15 protein-coding genes are annotated in these 21,911 nt (G+C 51.2%); 8 read left to right on the top strand and 7 right to left on the bottom strand.

Going from position 1 to position 21,911, the window contains the following annotated elements:
- Positions 1-126: 126 nt before the first annotated feature.
- On the top strand, positions 127-1,320 hold the full coding sequence (locus BV405_RS09020) for an O-succinylhomoserine sulfhydrylase (protein ID WP_086480531.1): 1,194 nt from the start codon (positions 127-129) through the stop codon (positions 1,318-1,320).
- Positions 1,321-1,414: 94 nt separating this feature from the next.
- Here BV405_RS09020 and BV405_RS09015 read toward each other — a convergent pair whose 3' ends face one another.
- Positions 1,415-2,119 carry an SIMPL domain-containing protein gene (locus tag BV405_RS09015; protein WP_176330098.1) on the bottom strand — a complete coding sequence of 235 codons (705 nt, stop codon included), beginning with the start codon at positions 2,117-2,119 and terminating at the stop codon, positions 1,415-1,417.
- A gap of 186 nt (positions 2,120-2,305) precedes the next feature.
- Between BV405_RS09015 and cobU the strand changes: the two genes are divergently transcribed.
- Complete coding sequence (cobU, locus tag BV405_RS09010) at positions 2,306-2,833, top strand: bifunctional adenosylcobinamide kinase/adenosylcobinamide-phosphate guanylyltransferase (protein ID WP_086480529.1); 528 nt, start codon at positions 2,306-2,308, stop codon at positions 2,831-2,833.
- Positions 2,834-2,932: 99 nt separating this feature from the next.
- Here cobU and BV405_RS09005 read toward each other — a convergent pair whose 3' ends face one another.
- Entirely contained in the window at positions 2,933-3,859 is a 927-nt protein-coding gene (locus BV405_RS09005; protein ID WP_086480528.1) for a DMT family transporter, read from the bottom strand.
- Between the two features lie 291 nt (positions 3,860-4,150).
- On the opposite strand from BV405_RS09005, the gene BV405_RS09000 reads away from it, so the two are divergent.
- Together BV405_RS09000 and BV405_RS08995 are read left to right on the top strand one after the other, a co-directional pair.
- Positions 4,151-6,091, top strand: coding sequence for a GGDEF domain-containing protein (locus tag BV405_RS09000; RefSeq protein WP_086480527.1), 1,941 nt, complete (start codon positions 4,151-4,153; stop codon positions 6,089-6,091).
- Between the two features lie 2 nt (positions 6,092-6,093).
- Positions 6,094-8,187 (top strand): GGDEF domain-containing protein, encoded by a 2,094-nt coding sequence (locus BV405_RS08995; protein ID WP_086480526.1) that lies wholly within the window; start codon positions 6,094-6,096, stop codon positions 8,185-8,187.
- A gap of 6 nt (positions 8,188-8,193) precedes the next feature.
- Here the strand turns inward: BV405_RS08995 and BV405_RS08990 are convergent, their stop codons facing one another.
- Positions 8,194-9,732 (bottom strand): cobyric acid synthase, encoded by a 1,539-nt coding sequence (locus tag BV405_RS08990; RefSeq protein ID WP_086480525.1) that lies wholly within the window; start codon positions 9,730-9,732, stop codon positions 8,194-8,196.
- 162 nt (positions 9,733-9,894) lie between these two features.
- On the opposite strand from BV405_RS08990, the gene cbiB reads away from it, so the two are divergent.
- Complete coding sequence (cbiB, locus tag BV405_RS08985) at positions 9,895-10,929, top strand: adenosylcobinamide-phosphate synthase CbiB (RefSeq protein WP_086480524.1); 1,035 nt, start codon at positions 9,895-9,897, stop codon at positions 10,927-10,929.
- Complete coding sequence (locus BV405_RS08980; RefSeq protein WP_086480523.1) at positions 10,926-12,065, top strand: threonine-phosphate decarboxylase; 1,140 nt, start codon at positions 10,926-10,928, stop codon at positions 12,063-12,065. The genes cbiB and BV405_RS08980 overlap by 4 nt, the downstream gene beginning before the upstream one ends.
- A 30-nt stretch (positions 12,066-12,095) precedes the next feature.
- Here the strand turns inward: BV405_RS08980 and BV405_RS08975 are convergent, their stop codons facing one another.
- The 4 genes from BV405_RS08975 to BV405_RS08960 form a co-directional block, all read right to left on the bottom strand.
- Positions 12,096-15,818, bottom strand: coding sequence for a PAS domain S-box protein (locus BV405_RS08975; RefSeq protein WP_086480522.1), 3,723 nt, complete (start codon positions 15,816-15,818; stop codon positions 12,096-12,098).
- A gap of 201 nt (positions 15,819-16,019) precedes the next feature.
- Entirely contained in the window at positions 16,020-16,322 is a 303-nt protein-coding gene (locus BV405_RS08970) for a hypothetical protein (protein ID WP_217895616.1), read from the bottom strand.
- Positions 16,323-16,434: 112 nt separating this feature from the next.
- Positions 16,435-17,826: a nucleotide 5'-monophosphate nucleosidase PpnN gene (gene ppnN, locus BV405_RS08965; RefSeq protein ID WP_281251661.1), complete on the bottom strand. Its 1,392-nt coding sequence runs from the start codon at positions 17,824-17,826 to the stop codon at positions 16,435-16,437.
- Between the two features lie 123 nt (positions 17,827-17,949).
- The gene (locus BV405_RS08960; protein ID WP_086480520.1) at positions 17,950-18,219 is read right to left on the bottom strand and encodes a hypothetical protein; all 270 of its coding nucleotides are present in this window, start codon (positions 18,217-18,219) and stop codon (positions 17,950-17,952) included.
- Between the two features lie 472 nt (positions 18,220-18,691).
- On the opposite strand from BV405_RS08960, the gene BV405_RS08955 reads away from it, so the two are divergent.
- Complete coding sequence (locus BV405_RS08955) at positions 18,692-20,068, top strand: solute carrier family 23 protein (protein WP_086480519.1); 1,377 nt, start codon at positions 18,692-18,694, stop codon at positions 20,066-20,068.
- Positions 20,069-20,267: 199 nt separating this feature from the next.
- Positions 20,268-21,911 (top strand): methyl-accepting chemotaxis protein, encoded by a 1,644-nt coding sequence (locus BV405_RS08950; RefSeq protein ID WP_086480518.1) that lies wholly within the window; start codon positions 20,268-20,270, stop codon positions 21,909-21,911.

Below are 21,911 nucleotides of genomic sequence, written 5' to 3'. Positions count from 1 at the left end.
GTTACGTTTTACCCGTTACCTCTCCTCATGCTTTATCTCTTTTACAGAGAACCTTTTACCCGCTGTCCGCAGGCATAACACAGCATAACCATCTGTCGGGCCGCCAGAGCTAATAAAGAGCATCCTATGAACGATTTTGATATCAATGCCCATGAGTGGGGACTGGAAACATTAGGCGTTCGTGCCGGCCAGACCCGTTCCGCTGAAGGCGAACACAGCGAAGCCATCTATCCGACTTCCAGCTTTGTTTTCGGTTCTGCTGCAGAAGCGGCAGCGCGCTTTTCCGGTGAAGTACCGGGCAATGTTTATTCCCGTTTCACTAACCCGACTGTGCGTATGTTTGAACAGCGTATTGCCGCACTGGAAGGTGGTGAAAAAGCGGTCGGTACCGCATCCGGTATGGCGGCTATTCTGAGCACCTGTATGGCGCTGCTGGAAGCGGGCGATCATATTGTGGCTTCCCGCAATATTTTTGGTTCTACCATTAACCTGTTCGAAAAGTATATGAAGAAGTTTGGCGTCAGCATCAGCTACGTGGATCTTCAGGATTATACTGGCTGGGCTGAGGCTGCTCAGGAACGTACCAAGCTGTACTTCCTGGAAACGCCGTCTAATCCATCCTGTGAACTGGCGGATATCGCTAAAATTGCTGAGATCGCTCACGAAAAGGGCGCGAAGCTGATTGTTGATAACTGCTTCTGTACTCCTGCACTGCAACGTCCTCTATCTCTGGGCGCAGATATCGTGATTCACTCGGCGACCAAATATCTGGATGGTCAGGGACGTTGTGTTGGTGGTGTTGTGGTCGGTAACGAGCAGGATATGGAACAGGTTGTCGGTTTTGTCCGTACCTGCGGCCCTAGTCTAAGTCCGTTTAACGCCTGGGTTTTCCTGAAAGGCCTGGAAACCCTGAACTTGCGTATGAAAGCCCATAGTGAAAACGCTCTGGCGCTAGCAGAATGGCTGGAACAGCAGCCGCAGGTGGTTAAAGTGAACTACTCTGGTCTGGCTTCTCACCCGGATCATGAGCTGGCGAAGAAGCAGCAATCCGCTTTTGGTGCTGTGCTGTCCATCGAAGTTCGTGGTGGTAAAGAGGGGGCCTGGACAGTTGTTGATAACACGCAGATGATGTCGATCACCGCTAACCTGGGTGATGTGAAAACCACCATTACTCATCCGGCATCAACCACTCATGGTCGTATCAGTCAGCAGGAACGTGATGATGCGGGTATCACCGACGGTATGCTGCGTATTGCGGTAGGTCTTGAGACGCTGGAAGATCTGAAAACAGATCTGGCCCGAGGTCTGGCCAAAATCTGATAAGGCTGTTTTAGCGAAACCGCTGATCTAAAAAAGGCGCTTCGATGGAAGCGCCTTTTTCGTTTCAGCATTTAGTTTTTGGAGCAGACTGACGTTAACGCAGATAGAAAACGATGCGTACCTGACTGCGGAATGCGACTTCACCGGGCTGGTAATCCGCTTGCGGCTGAGGGGCTGCATCCGCCATCATCATAACTTCTTTGCGGGCCACCGGCATTGGACGACCGGCACCAACTTCCTCGATCATATAAGCCTTACCGATTTTCTGACCGAGCTGGCTGGCCATAAGATCAGCTTTCGCTTTGGCGTTCTGCACCGCTTTTGCCAATGAACGCTGCTGAAGAGCGTCCGCCTGAGAGTGGGAAAAGACTACCTGTGCCATGGAGTCGACTTTGGCGGAGAAGATCGCATCCAGTACGTCCGGATAGATGCTCAGATCACGAATATTAAACTGCATCATACGGCTGACTTTTGTGCCGATCTGAACACGCTTGTTATTTTCCCAGCGATACTCAGGTTGCACACGAATCTGACCCGCTTCGATGTCTTTGTCATCCAGATTGAATTTACGGATGCTGCGCAGTAGCTGTTCACTACGGCGTTCAACATTGTCACGTGCTTTGGACAGGTGCGGACTGACATTTTCCAGTTCCAGACTCAGAGTCACCTGATTGGGCAGGGTGTACTCCACACCTTCGGCCTGAACGATAATATGGGGTTGCTCCGGTGACTGAGCATGAGCCTGAAAAGCCAGAGTCATCCACAGAAAACCAGTAAGTGCGATCAATTTATTTTTCACGGGTGTATCCTTTCGTTGTCTGAGGGCTGTATTCGAATTCCAGGTTGAAATGGTGACAGCCGATACCTTCTGGACAAAGGGTTGCTGACTAAGTTCAGCTTTAGGCTTGAGCATAACTGATCATAGGCTGAGCTGTGATTAGTTAATGTTTATTGTCTGTAAAAGAAACGGATAAGAGAGACAAATGTGATTAGTTTTATTCTTGGCGGTGCCCGCTCCGGCAAAAGTGGTTTGGCGGAAAAAATGGCGGCCAATAGCGGTTTGCCAGTGCATTATCTGGCCACCGCTCAGGTGTGGGATGATGAGATGGCGGATCGTGTACAGCACCATCAGAGTAGTCGCCCCGCTGAATGGCCAACCACCGAAGCGCCTCTCGATATTATTCCGGTTATTCAGTCTCAGGCTTGTGACGGGAAAGGCTGCGTATTGCTCGATTGTCTGACTCTCTGGATGACTAATCTGTTATTACTGGATGATGAAGAAGCTCTGGCAAAACGACAGCAGGAGTTTCTGGCGTTTCTTAATAAGGGGATCGATGGCCACCTGATTCTGGTGAGTAATGAAGTGGGGCAGGGTGTTGTGCCTACTAACAAACTGGCCCGACGGTTTGTAGATGAGTCCGGCCGACTGCATCAGCGAATTGCTGAAATCGCCGATGAGGTCATCTTTGTTACTGCAGGGATTCCTCAGGTTTTAAAAGAAAGACGTTACTGAATACTTCGGCTGAAACACCGATCGGATCAAATAAAATTGCCCCTGAGTCTTTGTAGACTAAGGGGCGTTTTATATGGTGCAAAGATTCTGTATCAGGGCTTAGTGCAGCATCTCAACCTGAGGCTCTTTCTTTGAGCCTTTCTCAGAATCGTTACCCGTTGAGATCTGAGAGATCAGCATACCTGCCAGCATTAGACCGCAGCCAATAATACCCTGCATATCCAGGCGTTCTCCCAGCAGGAAGTACCCGCCCAGCACAGCAAATACAGCTTCAAGACTCAGAATAATCGCCGCGTGTGACGCGGGAGCCGTCTTCTGAGCGAAAACTTGCAGTGTGTACGCGACACCCACAGAGAGCAGGCCCGCATAAGCGATTGGCTGCCAGGCCATACCGATATTGGCGAAGGTTGGTTCTTCAATAAAGAGCGCCACGCCAAGGCTTACCAGACCACAGGTAAAGAACTGCACAATAGAAAGGCGCAGGGCATCCATCTGTGGTGATAACCAACCGATTACCAGCACATGACCTGCCCAGAACAGAGCGCCAATCAGCTGCAGAAGATCACCATAAGCAAGGGTGAAGTCATCGGTGATGCTCAACAGGTAGAGACCAACCACAGCCAGTACGCCGCCAATCCAAGTGTTGCGTCCGGTTTTCTGTCCCCAGAAAAGGGCGATAATCGGCACCAGAATAATGTAAAGGCCGGTAATGAAACCGGCATTACCAGCGGTGGTGTATTGCAGGCCAACCTGTTGCAGGGTTGCTCCGGCGAACAGGAAGGAACCGGCAATCAGACCACCCTGCCAGAGATTCAGTCGGATTTTGCCTTCAACCGGTTTGACCGGAGCTGGTTTCAGAATCAGCAGTAGCGGCAGCAGTGACAGTGCCCCGAGAAAAAAGCGCGAGGCGGTAAAGGTAAAAGGGCCGACATAATCCATACCGACTCGCTGGGCAACAAAGGCGGTTCCCCAGATAGCAGCAGTGATCAGAAGCATTAAATCGGAGCGTAGCGTTCGTGTTTGCATAATTCCCTGTTTCCGAAAAATGGAACTAATAATTGTTAGTCATCAGGTTAAATGGTCTTGGATTGTATCAGAATGTGGTGAGACGTCCGGTATGCTTTCTGTATCTTTGCTCTAAAAGAAAGGTTCGGAAAAATAGTTCTTTTTCGTCAGTTTTTTTCAGATATGCAGGCTTACTAAATCAAGCCAAAAGCGCTATCCTAGCGCCGGTTTTCTGTCCTGCAGGTGCTTTCTGTGCCTGTTAGTGTTCATGCAGATGGCAGAAACTCAGAACCTGGAATATCAGGAGCAGGTATGCAGCAGTTTCGTATGGATCGCGGCCTCTTAAATAGTTTTATTCTTTTTCTTCTTCTGCTTCTGGCAGCGGCCTTTGTGCTGTTGCGTATCGATTTTCTCCCGGAGAAAGAGCTTCAGATCAGTGGTCAGCATGGCGAGATGCGTCTGGCGTTCTGGTATCCCAACACCAGTGCCCCTTTGTCTCTGGATGCTGAGTGGTTGGGGTTTCCTGATCAGCTGTTATCTCCTGAAGAGGTGGAGCGTAATCTGGCCAGCTCGGTACCGATCCGGTTTCCTGATGTCTGGCAGCCGCCAAAGCCTCGCCGCCATGTCATGACCTACACTCTGATGCTGAAGCGCATTCCTCAGGGGGCGGCCTTAGGCCTGAAAATACCTGAGATCAAAAACAGCTTTCGCCTTTTCCTGAATGACAGGGAGATCGCCTCAGGTGGTTTCGCCAGTGATGATCTTGATCAGCATGAGGCCTATTTCGGTGACCGTATTGTTCGTCTGGGTGTTTTACCTGAGAACGCCCGTCTGACTCTGCAGGTCAGTAATTTCGGCCATAATCGTGGCGGTGTTCACGATAATCCGGTACTGGCTACTGATGAGTTCTGGACCGATTACTACCGCTTTAACATTCTGGTGGAGTGTGTGGTGATCAGCTTGGCTGTGATTGCAGGCTTTCTCATTTTGCTGGAATTTTATCTGGTGCCGGAGCACAGAGAGCTGCTTTGGTTTTCTCTGTTCTCTCTGGTACTGGCCGGTTATATCGGCACATCCGGTTTAGGTGGTTTTGCGACCCTGATGCCGGGCTTTCCCTGGCAGATTGCCGTGCGCATGGAATATATCGGTTTTGCTGCGGCGATCCCGCTCTTTCTCAACTGGCTGGCTTCGCTCTACAAGGAGGATCTTCATTGTAAGGCGATTCGTTGGCTTTCCTGGATATCTCTGGGAATGACGGCGTTTGTCCTGCTGACACCAAGCTCTCTGTTTACCGGTTTGCTTTACCCCATGCTGATTTTTATGTGTGTCAGCATCGGGGTGTCGGCCTGGGCGATGGTTCGTTTGGTCATCCGCAACCGTTCTGGCATCCGTATTCTGGTTGTTGGAGCATTGGCCCTGATCTGCGGCATTCTGCACGATCTTCTGCTCTTTATTGAACTGGTACATGGCAGAAATCTGCTCGGTCTTGGGGTACTGGTGTTTCTGGTCTGTCAGTTGGGTTTTCTGACGTTTTACCGCACGCAGGAGCAGCTGCGGATTCTGGACCTGAACAAGAACCTGAATGAGGTTACTGAAGAGCTGGAAGGTCGTATCCGTTGGCGTACCGAGGAGCTTGAGATACGCGCTGAGGAGCTGGAACGTCGCCGTGAAGAGGCCAATAGCCTGCTTCGGCATGATGAACTGACAGGGCTACTAAACCGGCATCACTTTCTGGAGCTGATTGAGCGACGTATCGAGCGGATGCCGCGTTTGAGTTACAGCCTGATCATTATCGATATTGACCGATACAAACTGATTGTCGATCAGCATGGCCGGGAGTTCGCTGAAGGCTTGCTGCGGGAGATGGCGGACTATCTCAGGCAGTTGTGCGGAAGTTATTTTGACCGTATTCCTGCCCGTTATGGCGGAGATGAATTTATCATCTGGCTGGGGCGTTGCAGTGTTGAGCAGGCTGAAGAGTTGGCCAAAGTGATTCGTAAAGAAGTTACTGCGATGCGCTTTCCGGTAAAAATACAGTCTCAAAAAAACACTCAGGTGCAAACGACAGCTGAGCTTAAGACCGAGAATTTCTATCGTTGTACTGTATCAACAGGTGTGGCATCCGCCGCTCCTTCCCGTAAAGAGGAGACGCCGCCAGCCCTTCATGCCCTGTTGGCACGGGCAGCAGATGCCGTTCACCGAAACCGTCATTTAAGCCGTAATCCTTCTTCAGCTATGGATAGGGAGGTTTAATCATGAGTCTTCGCTATCTGGTGTGCTTTGTGTTGAGCTTTTTCAGCTTCATCGCTTCTGTACAATCCTCAGCTGAAACATCGCTACAGGCGCGTCAGGGGGTAATGGATCTGAAGCATTGGCGGGTGGATCTGAATCCTGTCATTGAGCTCAAAGGTGACTGGCTGGTATATCCCGGTCAGCTTCTGACGCTCGAGGACTTGTCTCTGCAGCCGATTCCTTCCAGTCGTCCCTTCCCGTTGGCGCCTATCGATTGTCAGGTCTCGACTTTGGATCGTGCAGTTTCTTCCCATAAAGGTGTCGTCACAGAGCTGAATCCTAACACCAGTTATGAGCAGCGGATGTTTGAAGGCAGGGATCAGACAAGTAGTGATAAGGCGCTCACGGATACATCTGATTCTGTACAAACAAAGGCACTAAGCCGATGTGTAGCCACTTATGTGCTGGAACTGCGCAGTTTACCGACCCAGCCCTTGGCGATTATGGTTCCCGAACTGTCGACCGCGTTCCATCTGAGCTGGAATAACACTTCTCTGGTTTCAGGTGGCCGGGTTAGTGATCAGTTACGTACCTTTCAGCCCTATGTTGGGCACAGAATTACCGACCTGCAGACTGATACGGGGCGTGGGGTGCTTATTCTGCAGGTCTCCAACCTCAGTGGTGCGGAAGGGCCCGTGCGGCATCTGCTGTTAGGCGAAGCGTCAGAGATGAAAGCCCGATTTGCCCAGGGTGAGCTTTTGCAGGCATTAAGTGCTGCCATCGCAGGTATCGGTTGTATGCTGCTGTTGTTACAACAGAAGGCGCGCCGCCGTTATGAGAAAGGGCTCTGGGGGCTGGCACTGTTCAGTTTTGCCACTCTGATTTACACCATCACCGAAGGTTATACCGTGATCAGCTGGTTTGTACATCAGCCTCTCTGGTCCGATGTTTTACGCCTGAATATTGTCAGCCAGCATCTGTTTTTACCGGGACTGATTTTCTGGTTGGCGGGGAGTTATAAGGGCGCTTTTCCCAACTGGTATCTGATCATGATTCGCCTGCAGCTGCTGCTGTTTGTTCCTGTCGTGCTTTTGTTACCCGAGCCGGTTCTGATTGTACTGGAGTCCCCCCAGATGCTGCTCAATCTGGCTCTCGGGATTATGGGATTTGGCTTTATGGTCAGCTATCGTCGCTGGCTGAAGTGGCGTTGCAAAGAAGAAACTTCCGTTTCTGTGGTTTCCGGTTATCGGGATCAGCAGGCGCTCGGTAAACAGATGAATGCTCTGCTGGTGACACTGTTGTTTGTTCTGCTACCTGCGATTCACGACGTGCTGATTTACCAGCAGGTGATGATGGGTATGTACTGGCTGCCGATGGGCTTTGTCTGTTTTATTGTTGCCCAGATCTTCCTGCTGGCGGTGCAACGGGCGAGACAGCATGCTTATCTGGATGGCCTCAATCAGGAGATCTCGGCGAATCAGCACCAGTTGAAGGCTGAGGTCGATCTTCGAACCAAAGCGCTTAAAGAGAAGATAGAGCAGCTGGAAGAAGCGACCTCGGAGCTGAAATACCTTGAGCGCCACGATGGCCTGACCGGCCTGTTGCGTCAGAGCAGCTTTCTTGCGGAGAGCCGCCGCCGTCTGACAGAACCTCAGGCTTCTCTGGAATCTGTCAGCCTGATTCTTCTGGATCTGGATCGTTACAAGCAGATCGGTGCTCAGTACGGTCCGGCAGCAGCAGATCAGGGCATGAAGGAGATCGCGTCTATACTTTCCCGCTGGTCGGAAGAAGGAGGGCTCAGCGCCCGTCTGGAAGGGGAATCGTTTGCCCTTTTGATTCCGGGAATGGAAGAGCTGGAAGCCCTGCATGAGGCGGAATGGCTGCGGCTTCGTATCTCTCAGCGTTCTGTTATGGTCGATGAGATGGCGGATAATGGTCAGGAGTTTCAGGTCACGGCGAGCTTTGGTGTTTGTACTTATCTGATAGCTGAAGCCGAGATCCGTACCATGATGGATGCTGCTGAGCAGGCATTAAACCGGGCAAAAGCTAATGGCAGGAACTGTGTCGTTGGTTACAGTCAGCTGCCACTGGATCCTGCTCTTGCCCGTTCCGGCTGACCTGCTTTAGAAATCGATGCCGGTCAGCTGGCGCAGCTGGTCAAGCTCCAGGCTGGCTTCCAGTGCATCGGCAATGCGATCGATCGATTTTTCATGCAGAGCGCGAATATCAAAGTGTTCCAGTTTGGCAAGTCCTGCCCATTTCAGAATTGCCTGACAGGCTGCGGGTTCATCAAACAGGCCGTGCAGATAGCTACCCGCGATCTGGCCATCTTCTGATAGAGCACCGTCAGTTGTGCCATCAGCAAGCTGTACCAGAGGATGGCTCAGGGCTTTACCTGTGGTAACACCGGCATGGATCTCGTAGCCGGTTACAGCAATAGCTTTGTTCTCTGTCCTGCCCTCTTTATCCGCGCCGTTCAGTTCATGGCTTAAAACACCCTGAACATTTTTCAGCTGCTTTTCCGGTTCCAGAGTGGTCTCTGTTGCCAGAAAGCCCAGTCCCGGCTGACTGCCTGCTTCTCCTTCAATACCTTTCGGATCATGCAGCCATTGTCCCAGCATCTGCCAGCCACCGCAGATTCCCAGCAGTTTGCCGCCATAGCGCAGGTGTTTATTCAGATAGCTTTCCCAGCCCTGCTGTTTCAGCCAGTTCAGATCTGCCTGAACGCTTTTGCTGCCGGGCAAAATCACAAGGTCTGCTGGCGGTGGGGTTTCCTCCGGAGCGACAAAATGGAAATCCACCTGAGGATGATTTCTCAGTGGGTCAAAATCGGTATGGTTGCTGATGCGTGGCAGCACAGGCACCACTACTTTAATCTGCTGTTCATGGTCACTCTGATCCGCGGCACCGTTGATACCGTCTTCCGCTTCCAGACATAAGCCGTGCAGGTAAGGAATCACACCCAGTACTGGTTTTTGGGTACGCTCTTCCAGCCAGTCGTTGCCCGGTTTTAAAAGGCCGATATCACCACGGAAACGGTTGATCAGAAAGCCGATGGTGCGCTGCTGTTCCGTTTCTGACAGTAGATCCAGTGTGCCGACCAGATGGGCAAATACACCGCCCTTATCAATATCTGCCACAATCGCTACCGGACAATCCACTGCTTCTGCAAAACCCATGTTGGCGATATCCCGGTCCCGCAGGTTGATCTCCGCTGGGCTGCCGGCACCTTCCACCAGAATCACATCGTATTGCTGCTGCAGGCGCTGATAGCTGTCCAGCACCGCTTTCATCGCTTCCTGCTTGTAGTCGTGGTAGATGCGGGCATCCATATTGGTGATCGCTTTACCCTGAATAATCACCTGAGCGCCGGTATCGGAATTAGGCTTCAGCAGTACCGGATTCATATCGGTGTGAGGTTCGAGAAAACAAGCCTGAGCCTGAGCCGCCTGTGCCCGTCCGATCTCACCACCATCCACTGTGACGGCACTGTTCAGCGCCATATTCTGCGGTTTAAAGGGCACGACTTTGATGCCTTTTCTGGCTAGCAAACGACAAAGACCGGTCACCAACGCACTTTTACCGGCATCTGATGTGGTGCCCTGAATCATCAGAGTTTTGCAGCGGCTGGCTGGTTTTTGGGCATCAGATTGGCTGGTCATGGCGTGCAGACTCCTGAAAGAGGAACGAAAAGGACGACAGTGAAAAAAGTCGCTATGATAGCGCATTTTTTCTCGGCGCAATTTTTAATCGTCTGCCAAGGCTTGGCTGTATAGCTTTGTTGAGAAGATGTGCCACCTTGCAGGTTTTATTCAGGAGTCATCATGGCGCTGTACGCACCGGAAATTATTTTTTTCGCCCTCTGGCTGGGTTGGTGGCTGGACCGGCGTTTTGGTGAAGTGCCTTTCTGGCATCCGTTAGTGGGTTACGGTCGCTTGGTCAGCTGGCTGGAAAAAGCCCTTAATGCTGATAGCCAGAGCTCGACCCAATATCTGTCGATTGCGGTTAAGCGCTTCCTGGGTGTGATCGCCCTTTTGATGGCGCTGGGTTTGATCGTAATCCCTTTTGCTGTGGTTCTGAATTCTGCATTTCCTGAAGCGGGTAGTGGTTACTTACTGGTGCTGAATCTACTGATTCAGGCAGGTGTGCTCTATTTTGCGTTGGGAGCAAAGAGTCTCGATCAGCATCTTGAGCAGATCGAAAAGCCCTTGCTGGAAGGCAATCTGGAACAGGCGCGTTTCTATGTTGGTTGGATTGTTAGCCGGGATACTACTGATATGGATGAAGTGCGGGTCACCCGGGCAGCGATTGAATCCGGTCTGGAAAATGGCAGTGATGGGGCTTTTGCCCCGCTGTTCTGGTTCTTAGTCGCTGGTGCTCCCGGTGTTTTACTGTATCGGCTGGCAAACACTTTGGATGCCATGTGGGGTTATAAAACCGAGCGTCTGTTAAGTTTTGGCTGGGCAGCGGCTCGGTTTGATGATCTGCTGAACCTGATACCTGCACGAATATCGGCGTTCTTCTATGCTCTGAACAGCCCCCATGGCTTAAAGGGTTTTAGGTTGGCACTTTATTGCTGGCGCAAGCAGGGCGGCTGCTGGGAGAGCCCTAATGCGGGGCCTGTAATGGCAGCGGGTGCCGGTGCTTTAGGTGTCAGGCTGGGTGGTGGTGATACCTATCATGGACAGTGGAAAGACCGACCTGATTTAGGGAAGGGGGATGACCCTCAGATTCAGGATTTGCAGGCGGTGCGTAAACTGGTGGATCGTGTGATGTTCAGCTGGTTACTGTTTGGTTCTCTGGTCGCACTGGGTTCTTTATGGCTAGTGGTATGGGGATCTGATGGAGGTCTGCTGTGAGGTCTGAGGAGAGAACTGGGACGAGGTCTATTCTCTCTGACAAGCTGCCTCTGTTAACAACCCCGGTTCATGGTGGCGATCTGCAGAGGGCTAAAGCCGCTTATCCCCATGTTGAGGATTGGTTGGATCTCTCTGCTGGGCTGAACCCTGATCCCTGGCCGATCCCAGAGATTCCGCAATCTTGCTTTAGCCAGCTGCCTGATGGTTATGAGTCTCTGCTGGACGCGGCATCTGATTATTATGGTCATTCTCATCTTTGGCCGGTCAATGGCTCACAGCAGGGCATCGAGCTTCTGCCTCAGCTTATTTCCCGCCGGTTTGAGGCTACCGGCCAAGGGTTTGAGCCTAGCCGTAAAAAAGTGGCTGTACCCGAAGAGGGCTATCAGGAGCATGCCTGGTGTTGGCAGAAGGCGGGTTTTGATGTCTACCGTTATCGGGCAGAAGCACCTGCTGAGCTTATAAGTTGCGCAGAGGCCTGCGATGTTCTGGTGGTGATCAACCCGAATAATCCCACGGGACAGATTTTTTCTCGGGAGGAGCTTCTGGCCTGCCATCAGGTTCTGGCAGAGAAAGCGGGTTGTTTAATCCTTGATGAAGCCTTTATGGATGCTTATGAACTGGACTCACAAAGTCTGGCGGATTCTGCTTCTGACTCGCTGATTGTGTTGAGATCCATCGGTAAGTTCTTTGGGCTGGCCGGTATTCGCAGCGGTTTTGTGCTGGCGGGTGAAAGCACCATTGTGCAATTGAAGATAATGACAGGTCCTTGGCCGGTTAGCGGTGTAACTGCTTGGCTGACGGAACAGATGCTACAGGATAAGGAATGGCAGTTACTGGCGCGGGAGAAGCTGGCCCGACAAAGCACTGCATTGAGAAGTCTTCTGGAAGATGTGTTTTTCGGAGCTGCAAATGCAGGCACCAGCACACGTCTAAGGCTTTGTTATACACCTCTCTTTGCCAGTCTTGTACTTGCTGGTGGCGAAGATGCTGCCCGTAAATTACAGCAGCGACTGGCGGCACAAGGGGTTTGGATTCGTGTCTTTAGTAATACCGGACGTATTCGCCTTGGTTTGCCAAAAGATGAGTGGGAAATTGAAAGACTGGAAGCAGCCTTTGCTGCCTCCACGATGATGTGATTAGCCACTGATTCAGAGATGAACAGTGGTTTAGCTATCCGTTTCCTGTTCGGACAGGTGCTCGCTCAGGTATTGCTGAATAGGCCCCAGAAGCAGGGTCAGTTCCATCAGGTTGTGCAATGCCTGTTCTGTATCTCCGGCTTTGGCCGATGCTTCCAGAGCCTCTGCGGCTTTTTCAGCCTCCTCAAAAGCGAAGGTGCCCATCAGGCCTTTCAGGGTATGCAGGGTTCTCAGAGTCTCTTCATCAAAGCTGCCGTTCTGGCTATGAGCATCGCTAACCAGATATTCCAGTGTTGGCAGAATATCCTGATAGTTTCTTTGAAAGTCATTCAACAGATCTATCATCAGATCCGGCATATCACCCATTTTTTTCAGTGCATGCTCAAGGTGGCAGCCGGGAATATCCTGAAGCCAAAGCTGTTCAGGGCTCAGGATTTCCACTGGATCGGGAACGGGTTTGATAACAGCGGGCTGACTCATCTCGTAGTTTTCTTCAATAATCTCTTTTGCCGGAATCCAGTGTACCAAAGCTGCCGTTAAAATATCGGGATCAACCGGTTTACTGATGTGGTCGTTCATACCGGCTTTCTGACACAGTTCTTTATCGCCGGACATGGCGTTAGCGGTCATGGCAACGATGGGCAGTTCAGCTAAACCAAGCTCCTGACGAATCACCCTTGTGGCCTCGTAACCATCCATTACCGGCATCTGGATATCACACAGCAGGATATCAAAGCTGGCATTTCTCAGATATTCCACCGCTTCCCAGCCGTTATTCGCCAGCGTGACCTTCATGCCCCGTTGTTCGAGTAATTCACGGGCGACCTGCTGGTTGATCAGGTTATCTTCAGCGACTAAGACCTCGGCTCCATAGATACGAGCCAGTTCTACTTCCAGATCAGCCACCTGATGCTGATGCTCTTTTTTGCCCGGAGGCTGATAACCAAACAGGTCAGCGATGGTGTCCAACAGGGTGGACGGATTCATCGGTTTAGTGATGAGTTCATCAATACCGGATTGCTCCTGCAGCCAGCCATAAGATTGACGACCGTGGGCGCTGATAATAATACTCTTGGTATGAGCTGCTCCCGGTAGTTCATGGTATTTGGCCAGGGTTTCTACGCCGTCCAGCTCCGGCATCTGCCAGTCGATACAGGCCAGATCATACGGCGAGCCATCGCTAAGAGCCCGAGTGAGCTGATCCAGAGCCTGCTGACCATTGCAGACCAGATCGGCATCATAGCCAAAGCTTTCGATCATCTTTTGCAGAATCTCTCTGGCATGCAGATTGTCATCGGCGATCAGCACTTTGAGAGTTGGCAGCTCTTCCAGTCGGGTAGGTTTCTGCTGGGTATCGGTCTGAAGTTCACAGATCACAGTAAAGCGGAAGCAACTGCCCTGACCGGGTACGCTGGTTACCGTCATCTGACCGCCCATGGCTTCTGTCAGGTGTTTACTGATGGCAAGACCCAAACCTGTACCACCAAAGCGGCGGGTTGTTGAGGCATCTGCCTGAGTAAAGGGACGGAACAACCCTGCAATCTGATCTTTATCCATGCCGATGCCGGTATCGCTAACCTCGACATTCAGCGCGACCTTATTGTGGTTCAGCAAATCAGCTTCGGCACTGACCATTACTTCACCGTAGTCGGTGAATTTAATGGCGTTGTTGCATAGATTGATCAGGATCTGCCCCAGCCTTAAGGGGTCACCAACCAGAAAACGGGGAATACTGGTTGGGAAAGAGAACAGAAGCTCGATGCCTTTCTCTTCTGCTTTGAGACTGACAATCCGGGCCAGATGCTCGATAACCTCATCCAGATCAAAGCTGGTTTGTTCAATGGAGAATTTACCGGCTTCGATTTTGGAAAAGTCCAGAATATCGTTGATGATGCCCAGCAAGCTGTTCGCAGACTGGTGAATCGTGGTCAGGTAAGTCGCCTGAGCAGATTCCGGGTCATGCTCTTTTGCTAACTGGCTAAGGCCGATAATGGCATTCATGGGGGTGCGGATCTCGTGGCTCATATTGGCCAGAAAATCACTCTTCATGCGATTGGCATTATCTGCGGCTTCTTTGGCTTCTTTCAGAGCCTGTTCTGCTTCTTTTCGCTGGGTGATGTCGTATAACCAGGTGAAGTAAGCGGGCTGACCATCAAAGAGTGTGCGGTAAACAGAGATCAGTCCCCAGCGGATCTCGCCATCAGCTGTCATCAGGCGACCTTCGAAGTCCTGAATACGTTCTTCAATTTTTAGCTGGGTAACCAGATTTCGGTGATCTTCCTTGTCACGGAAAATCTCGTAGGCTTTCATCTGCAGCAACCGTTCTTTATCGATGCGCAGCATCTTCACCATGGGGTCGTTGCAGTAAATAATACTGCCATCATAACTCATAATGGCAGCGCCTACGGGACTAAACTCCATCATGCGCTTCAGACGGTTCTGGGATTCGGTTTGCTCGGTAATATCGACCAGCGTCAGAATCCGGCCATCATTGCTGGTGTCTGTGCAGTAGATATCGATAACCTTGCCGGAGGCGAGAAAGCGCTGAAACTTACCGGAACTGTGCACTCTCAGGTTATCCAGTGCATTCTGAACCAGCTCGTGCTTATCGCCTTCACCCAGATCGCCGCGTTCGGCCATATAGGTGTAAACCTCCCGCATGGGGGTGCCGGGCTCACAAAGGGATTCAGGCAGGTCGTAGGCTTCCATGAAGGGGTTGTTGGCAAACTCCAGAGTGTTGTCTGCGCTGAGTTTTAACAGGCCACTGGGCTGACTGTTCAGAATCACCTGCTGTTCAGACAGGGTGTCAGCCAGCTTCTGATCTGCCAGTTTGATCGGGGTGATATCAACGCCTTCCGGCAGCAGAAGAATCACTTCACCCTGATCATTGGTGATCGGTGTTAGTGTGAAATCGATACATACCATCTGGTCATCACGGTTGACGTTGATAACCTCAAAGTGGGACTGAATGCCCTGAGCCCCTTTCTCGACAGCTTCACGGACAATTTTCTGTTGGGTTTCGTCGTGATGCCACCAGGGGGTATCCCAGAAGAGTTTGCCTTTGACCGCATCACTGTCACCGCCAATAACATCCATCGCAGCTTTGTTGGCGACCAGGATGTGCCCCTGCGGATCAAGAATTGCCATCAGTTCCGACGAGTTCTGCAGCACGGCGGTAAAGTAATCAGTCATCTTTTGCAGAGCTTGCTCTGACTCTTTCTGCACTGTGATATCTCTGGCGATAGCGGTGAAGAATATCTCCTGTTCGTTCTTAACCTGATTGACCGCCAGATAAATAGGGAACTGCTCACCATTTTTGCGCAGGCCAGCCAGCTCTCGCCCCATTCCCATGGAGCCTGAGTCCGTTACGCTCTGGGTTTTGGAGCCGACATGCCTGTCATTCTGCTTCTGACGCTGCAGGTAGTTATCCATGTAGTTCTGGTGGTGGCTGCGATAGGGCTCTGGCATCAGCATTGAGATGGGCTTGCCGAGAACTTCAGACTGGTTGTAGCCGAATATTTTTTCCGCAGCAGGGTTAAAGAGGGTGATGTTTCCCCGGTGGTCAGTGGTGATAATGCCATCAACAGTGGTATCGATAATGGCGTGAAAATCTGTCTGAGCCGTCAGTACAGGTGGAGTTGACGGTTCAGAAGCATTGTCCGGTGAGTTCTTAACAGACGAGGGGCGCTTAGACTGTATCCAGGCACCAGCGGTCAGACCCACGAGTGTGGCGAGAATCAGGTAGGCCAGCAACAGGATATCTCCATCGGCAGGAATCCAAGGTTCTCTTTGATACTAGCCAACTGGTGGGGGAAAGCAAGCGAAGATGTATCTGTAAGAAATGATAGCAGGAGGTTTTATTTCTGCTTTATAACATTGTAATCAATAGGGATATAAAAAAACCGGAACACAGTGGGGTTCCGGTTTCATCTGCATGCTGTTTTGGATGAGTAATCAGTAGGGATTAAACATCATAACCAGTGCAATCAGAGTGCCGAGTACCAGCAGGGTATCTATAACCCAACGTGCCGGAGTTCTCTTGGCTTTTTTCCGCATCTGAGGTCGGGCTGCCGGTACGTTTCGACGCTGGCTGGCGCTACCCTTGCCCCGGGCTTGCTGTGCACCGGCACGGCCTCTGTCCGAGCGGGGGCGAGGACGACCACCGCTCATTTTTCTCTGTTTCTGGAGTTCGTCGTTGCGCTGTTTTTCTTCGAACTCGTGCTTTCGCCGAAGGGCATCTTCCTTCAGCTTTCTCATGTTTTGCATTGAAAACCTCAGACATCAATACAGCGGAGTTTAATGGTTAACCGCTGTATCTCGTTCCTTATCCGTCATCCTGTTAGCGCAACAAGCAGAAACTACATGCGCGCTATTCGCTGTCCTTAGCAATCTCATAGCAAGGATTATACTCTGTTCCCGGCAGTTTCATGCGTTGTTGTTGCACAAAAGATTGTAACAGTGCGTCAAGGGGAGCCATGATTTCCTCGTCTCCATTGATCTGGAACGGGCCAAACTGCTCAATGGCGGTAATTCCCTGAGCTTTAACATTGCCGGCTACGATACCGGAGAAGGCTCTGCGCAGGTTAGCTGCCAACAGGTGAGTCGGCTGATCCAGACGAATATTCAACGCGGCCATGTTTTCATGGGTCGGTTCAAAGGGTTGCTGAAACTCCGGACTGATCTTCAGACGCCAGTTAAAGTAGAAGGCGTCACTGTTGATACGGCGGGATTTTTCAACTTCATCAATACCATGTGATATTTCCCGGGCAACACGGGCAGGATCATCAATAATGATCTTGTAGCGTTGCTGTGCCTGATAGCCCAGAGTCAGGCCAATAAACTGATTGATCTGCTGCCAGTAATCCCGGCTGCTTTCCGGGCCGGTGAAGATAACCGGGAAAGGGATATCATCATTTTGCGGATTCAGCAGAACCCCTAACAGATAAAGAATCTCTTCAGCCGTACCGGCACCGCCCGGGAAAACAATAATGCCGTGGCCCACACGAACGAAGGCCTCCAGACGTTTCTCAATGTCCGGCATGATCACCAATTCGTTCACGATCGGGTTGGGTGATTCTGCGGCGATAATGCCCGGTTCTGAGATACCCAGATAGCGGCCATCCTGAATACGCTGTTTGGCGTGGGCAAGGTTGGCACCTTTCATCGGGCCTTTCATGGCACCAGGGCCACAACCGGTACAGACATTCAGACCTCTCAGCCCCAATTCATGGCCCACATCCTTGGTGTAGCGGTACTCTTCACGACTGATGGAGTGACCGCCCCAGCAAACCACCATATCCGGCCTGTGATTGGCTTTCAGGGTTCCCGCGTTACGCAGAATGTGAAAGATGGCATTGGTGATGCCTTCTGAATCGTTCAGATCAAAGCGGCTATTGTGCTGAACTTCGCTGCTGACATAAACAATGTCCCGCAGGACTGAGGAAAGGTGTTCGCGGATGCCGCGGATCATCTCACCATCGACAAAGGCGGATGCGGGAGCTTGAGTCAGATGGATTTTAATACCGCGATCCTGTTGCAGCACTTCAATATCAAAGGCTTTGTTCTGTTCCAGTATCGCTTTGCTGTCGTCGGTATGACTGCCGCAGTTCAGTACTGCTAGAGCGCAACCACGCAACAGATCATACTGGCCATTCTCTGAGGTACATTTCAGACGGTTAACTTCGGTCTGAGAAAGAACCTCCAGACTACCTTCCGGAGAGATTCGGGTATCAATACCCTGAGTGTTGGTTTTCATCGTCATAGCATTATCTCCTGTCCCTGCAGTCTCTGTTCTGCCCTGAAGCTATGTGATCCAACGGTGGCGGTTTTTCTGGAAGTCAGTAAACCGCCTTAATGTCGGTTTCTTCTGTATCAGTCCGTTGGATTATTGCTGATTGGCGTTATTCAGAGCCTGTTGCCAGAGCTGCAAAATTTCCTGCTGGTCTTCGCTGTTCATACCGTCATCGGCAAATACCTGATGGAGCCAGCGGGTAAAGCAGGTGTCAAAGTCTCCCTCAGGTTCAACGTATTCAGCCACTAATGTCAGCTGAGGGATGATATAGCCCAGTGCAAACAGTTGTGATTCTTCAGCCTGCATCTCCATCTGTTTCAGTACTTCCGCAAGTTGATCTGCACGCTGGCTAAAGGTTTGCATAGTGGCCTCTTCAATTCATTGTCTACTTCATTATGGCATCAGACTCGCTAACGTGCTGTTTCATAAGACGTTAATCGTAATCTGTGACACAAGCATAACACCGGCGTGAAATGAAAGGACAGCTTCATAGCGCGCTTAAGAATCGTCTTATCTTTTAGTCGTATGCCTCTTTTCTAAATGAGTGCTGTTTGATGATAGCTCAAACGACTGACTGAAAAACCTGGGGGCTATGCCCACTCTGGACTTCCGGTTGGTAGGTTGGTTTGTGACTCTTAAGTCATTGATTTCTATTGTTGAAATGTGACTTTAAAGTCACATTTTTCTCTGACCAAGGTCTAATATGTTGCGGGTGCGAAAAGCAAGTAAAAAGCACTCAACGTGCCTGACGACTCTGAATAACCATAACGACAAATCAGCGTTGGCATGGGGCTGCAAACCAAAAAAATAAATTGAAAATTTAACAGGTGTAACTGTGCTATTAAAACGTAATCACGGAGAAGAACATCCGTATTGGGCGGCTGGACCGTTCAAAATTCGTCTGCCATTTATCCACTACCGCTGGGAGTTGGCTGAAACCGTTCAGGGCATGGTGATGTTCGTTGTGGGCATGGCTATGATTCCTCTGCTACAGAAGTATCTGGGCCTGCCATACGATGTGGCGCTGGCTTATGTTGTGATCTGTGGTATCGGCTTTATGCTGCCTAACCTTTTGGGGGTGCCGTTCGTTCCCGGTTGGATTACGCCAGCCATTCCTGTTGTGCTTCTGTTTATCGGAGGTTTTGAACCGGGCCCTGACGCGATCAAGGCTCTGGTGGCTCTGCAGTTAGTGGTAACTGCGGTATTCCTCTTTATGGGTGTGACCCGTCTGGGTTCTAAGCTGGTTAACTCGATTCCTGATTCCATTAAAGCAGGCATCCTGCTGGGTGCGGGTATCGCTGCTATCAGTGGTGAGATTGTTGAAGGTGGCCGCCTGCACAATACGCCTATCTCTCTGGGTATTGGTGGTCTGATCACCGCTTATGTTCTGTTCTCTCTGTCTTTCCGTGGTTGGGTTGAGAAGCACCGCTGGGCTAAAACCATTGCTGGTTACGGTATGGTTCCGGGTATGCTGATTGCGATGGCAATCGGTTGGGGCGTTGGCGAATACAAACTGCCTGAAGTTGAGATGGGTATCTCTACGCCTAACTTTGCTGCGATCTGGGATTACCTGCCGTTCACCATCGGTATGCCGGGTATTGATCTGTTTATTGCCGCGATCCCAACTGCGATCATTGCGTACATCATCGCTTTTGGTGACATCATTGTGGGTCAGAGTCTGCTGAGCCGTGTTGACCACCTGCGTCCGGATGAGAAGATCGAAGTTGACGTTGACCGTGTTCACCTGGTGACCGGTATCCGTAACCTGATGCACTCTTTCTTTGCACCTTACCCAGGTCTGGCAGGTCCTCTGTTTACTGGTGCGATGGCAACGATTGCTGAGCGTTACCGTTATGGCCGCAGTGCGATGGATACTATCTATTCCGGTGCTGGCGTATTCTGGATCGTAGGCTTTATCGCTCTGTTTGTTCTGCCGCTAATCACTCTGTTCAAGCCGGTTCTGCCGATTGCACTGTCGATCACCCTGATCATCACGGGTTACCTGTGTATCGCTGTAGCGGTTGAGCAGATCGAAAGTGCTACCTCTATGGGCGTTGCCGGTATCATGGGTGTGGTTTTGTCTGTACACGGTGCAGCATGGGGCTTGGGTGTTGGTCTGGTTCTGTACTTCCTGATCGAGCACCGCACTAAGAACGCTGCTAAGGATGAAGAAGCGATTCACGTTGAAGAAGATGCCGCTACGGTAGACTGATTCTGAGTGTTCCCCCGCTTTAAAGAAAACCCTCTTCTGTGAAGAGGGTTTTTTCGTTTCTGTCCCGGTAACTTCCTTCTTCCTGTTAACAGATTTTGTTATTCAGCCGATTTTCCTCCTATGCTTTGGATATAACAAAAGCTGGCGGCTGTGTCAGGCCGAACAGCACAGTCTACATATCCCGTCCGGAGGCTCTGCCATGATGCAGTCCTATAGCAAGCTAAGTCTGAGGTGGCAGGTTGCTCTGCCGATTCTTGTTCTTCTGTTTCTGGTGTTACTGGAAGGTTATATGGGAGTGAGCGGCCTGAAAAAGGTCAGTGAGCGTTCAGAAGATATGGCTGCTCGCCTGACTCCGGCCACCAGTGCGATTCTTAATGCCGATCGTGACCTGTATCAGGCGGCAGTGGCCATGCGGGATTATGTATCCCTGCGAAGCCAGAACAAGTCGATTGATGCTGCTAAAGGTGATTTTGACGAGAATGTGCAGCAGGCGATTGACCGTATGATGAAGGCGAGGACACTGGCTGGAGAAGCCGGGGTTACACTGAAAAGTGAAGAGGCTTTCCGTCGGGCGTTGCAGCGCTGGCAACAGGAAGCAGCAAAAGTGATGTCGGTGGCAGATGCTGGAAATATTCAGGCTGCCTACGATCTGATGTCCGGCATTGAAGGCACCACCTTTTCTGAACTTCGGGATCAATACGATGCTCTTGGTGAGCAGGTGGATGCTACCGCGGCAGCATTAAGTGATGAGATCCGTCAGGTATCCAGCAGTGAATTTAACAAGGCGATGCTGGTACTCCTGGCGACACTGGTTATTGTTTCCGCTGCGACGGTTCTTGTTCCCCGCATGATCACACGACCTTTGACCCATCTGGAAAAGTTAGTCGCGGCACTGGCTGATGGTGGTGGTGATCTGACTCAGCGGCTGCCAGCTGAAGGCAGTAATGAGACGGCACGATTGGCGAAACAGGTGAATCGCTTACTGGAGTTTCTGCAGACCATGATTGCAGAGGCTCAGGATCATGTCCGGGAGATGGATCAGGGGGTAAAAGGTCTGCTCACCAGCGCTGAGCAAACCGGTCAACGTGCGAGCCAGCAGAGCAGTTCTGTTGAGCAGGTACTGACTGCTGTTCATGAGATGCAGCAGGCGATTCAGGAGATTGCCGCTAATGCTCAGAACACGTCGTCAGAGTCAGATCAGGCGAATCAGGATGTGCAAACCTCTGGACGAGCGATTCGGGAATCATCTTCTCAGGTCGATAGTCTGTCGAAAGAGATTGAGCAGGCCGTGAGTCTGATCTCTCAGTTGGAGACGGAGAGCAATAACATCGTTTCCGTGCTGGATGTTATTGGCGGTATCGCGGAGCAAACCAATCTCTTGGCGCTGAATGCTGCTATTGAGGCTGCCCGTGCCGGTGAGGCAGGTCGTGGTTTTGCGGTGGTTGCCGATGAAGTGCGGACTCTGGCCTCCCGGACTCAGCAATCGACTCAGGATATTCAGGAGATGATTGAGCGTCTGCAGCAGGGAGTAGCAGGTTCGGTGAAAGCGATGCAGGGAGCCAGCGAGCAGGTAACGGCTACGGTTGAGAGTGCTCGAATTGCCAGTGATGCCCTTGCGGGAATCGTTGCGGGAATCAACACCATCAACAGTATGTCGGCCCAGATTGCGACCGCGACGGAAGAGCAGTCGGTTGTAGCCAATCATATTAATGATACGGTTCATGATATCAATGAGCAGTCGGACCGCTTGTCGGAGTTGGCGCAGGAAACAAGAGGGGCAAGCCATGAGCTTGAACGATCTGTTCAGGCGGTATCCGGTCATATGGGGCGGTTTAAAGTGTAA

This window comes from Oceanospirillum sanctuarii (genome assembly GCF_002150805.1).
Taxonomy (GTDB): Bacteria; Pseudomonadota; Gammaproteobacteria; order Pseudomonadales; family Halomonadaceae; genus Oceanospirillum; species Oceanospirillum sanctuarii.
Note: the sequence above shows the minus strand (reverse complement) of the source record. Positions and strands in the feature narration are given on the sequence as shown.

Bases quoted from the DNA above. Each gene is read 5' to 3' on its own strand.
- BV405_RS09020 (WP_086480531.1), top strand. From the start codon at position 127: ATGAACGATTTTGATATCAATGCCCATGAGTGGGGACTGGAAACATTA.
- cbiB (WP_086480524.1), top strand. From the start codon at position 9,895: ATGGCGCTGTACGCACCGGAAATTATTTTTTTCGCCCTCTGGCTGGGT.
- ppnN (WP_281251661.1), bottom strand. From the start codon at position 17,826: ATGACGATGAAAACCAACACTCAGGGTATTGATACCCGAATCTCTCCG.
- BV405_RS09005 (WP_086480528.1), bottom strand. From the start codon at position 3,859: ATGCAAACACGAACGCTACGCTCCGATTTAATGCTTCTGATCACTGCT.
- BV405_RS08995 (WP_086480526.1), top strand. From the start codon at position 6,094: ATGAGTCTTCGCTATCTGGTGTGCTTTGTGTTGAGCTTTTTCAGCTTC.
- BV405_RS08950 (WP_086480518.1), top strand. From the start codon at position 20,268: ATGATGCAGTCCTATAGCAAGCTAAGTCTGAGGTGGCAGGTTGCTCTG.
- BV405_RS08990 (WP_086480525.1), bottom strand. From the start codon at position 9,732: ATGACCAGCCAATCTGATGCCCAAAAACCAGCCAGCCGCTGCAAAACT.
- BV405_RS08970 (WP_217895616.1), bottom strand. From the start codon at position 16,322: ATGAGAAAGCTGAAGGAAGATGCCCTTCGGCGAAAGCACGAGTTCGAA.
- BV405_RS09000 (WP_086480527.1), top strand. From the start codon at position 4,151: ATGCAGCAGTTTCGTATGGATCGCGGCCTCTTAAATAGTTTTATTCTT.
- BV405_RS08960 (WP_086480520.1), bottom strand. From the start codon at position 18,219: ATGCAAACCTTTAGCCAGCGTGCAGATCAACTTGCGGAAGTACTGAAA.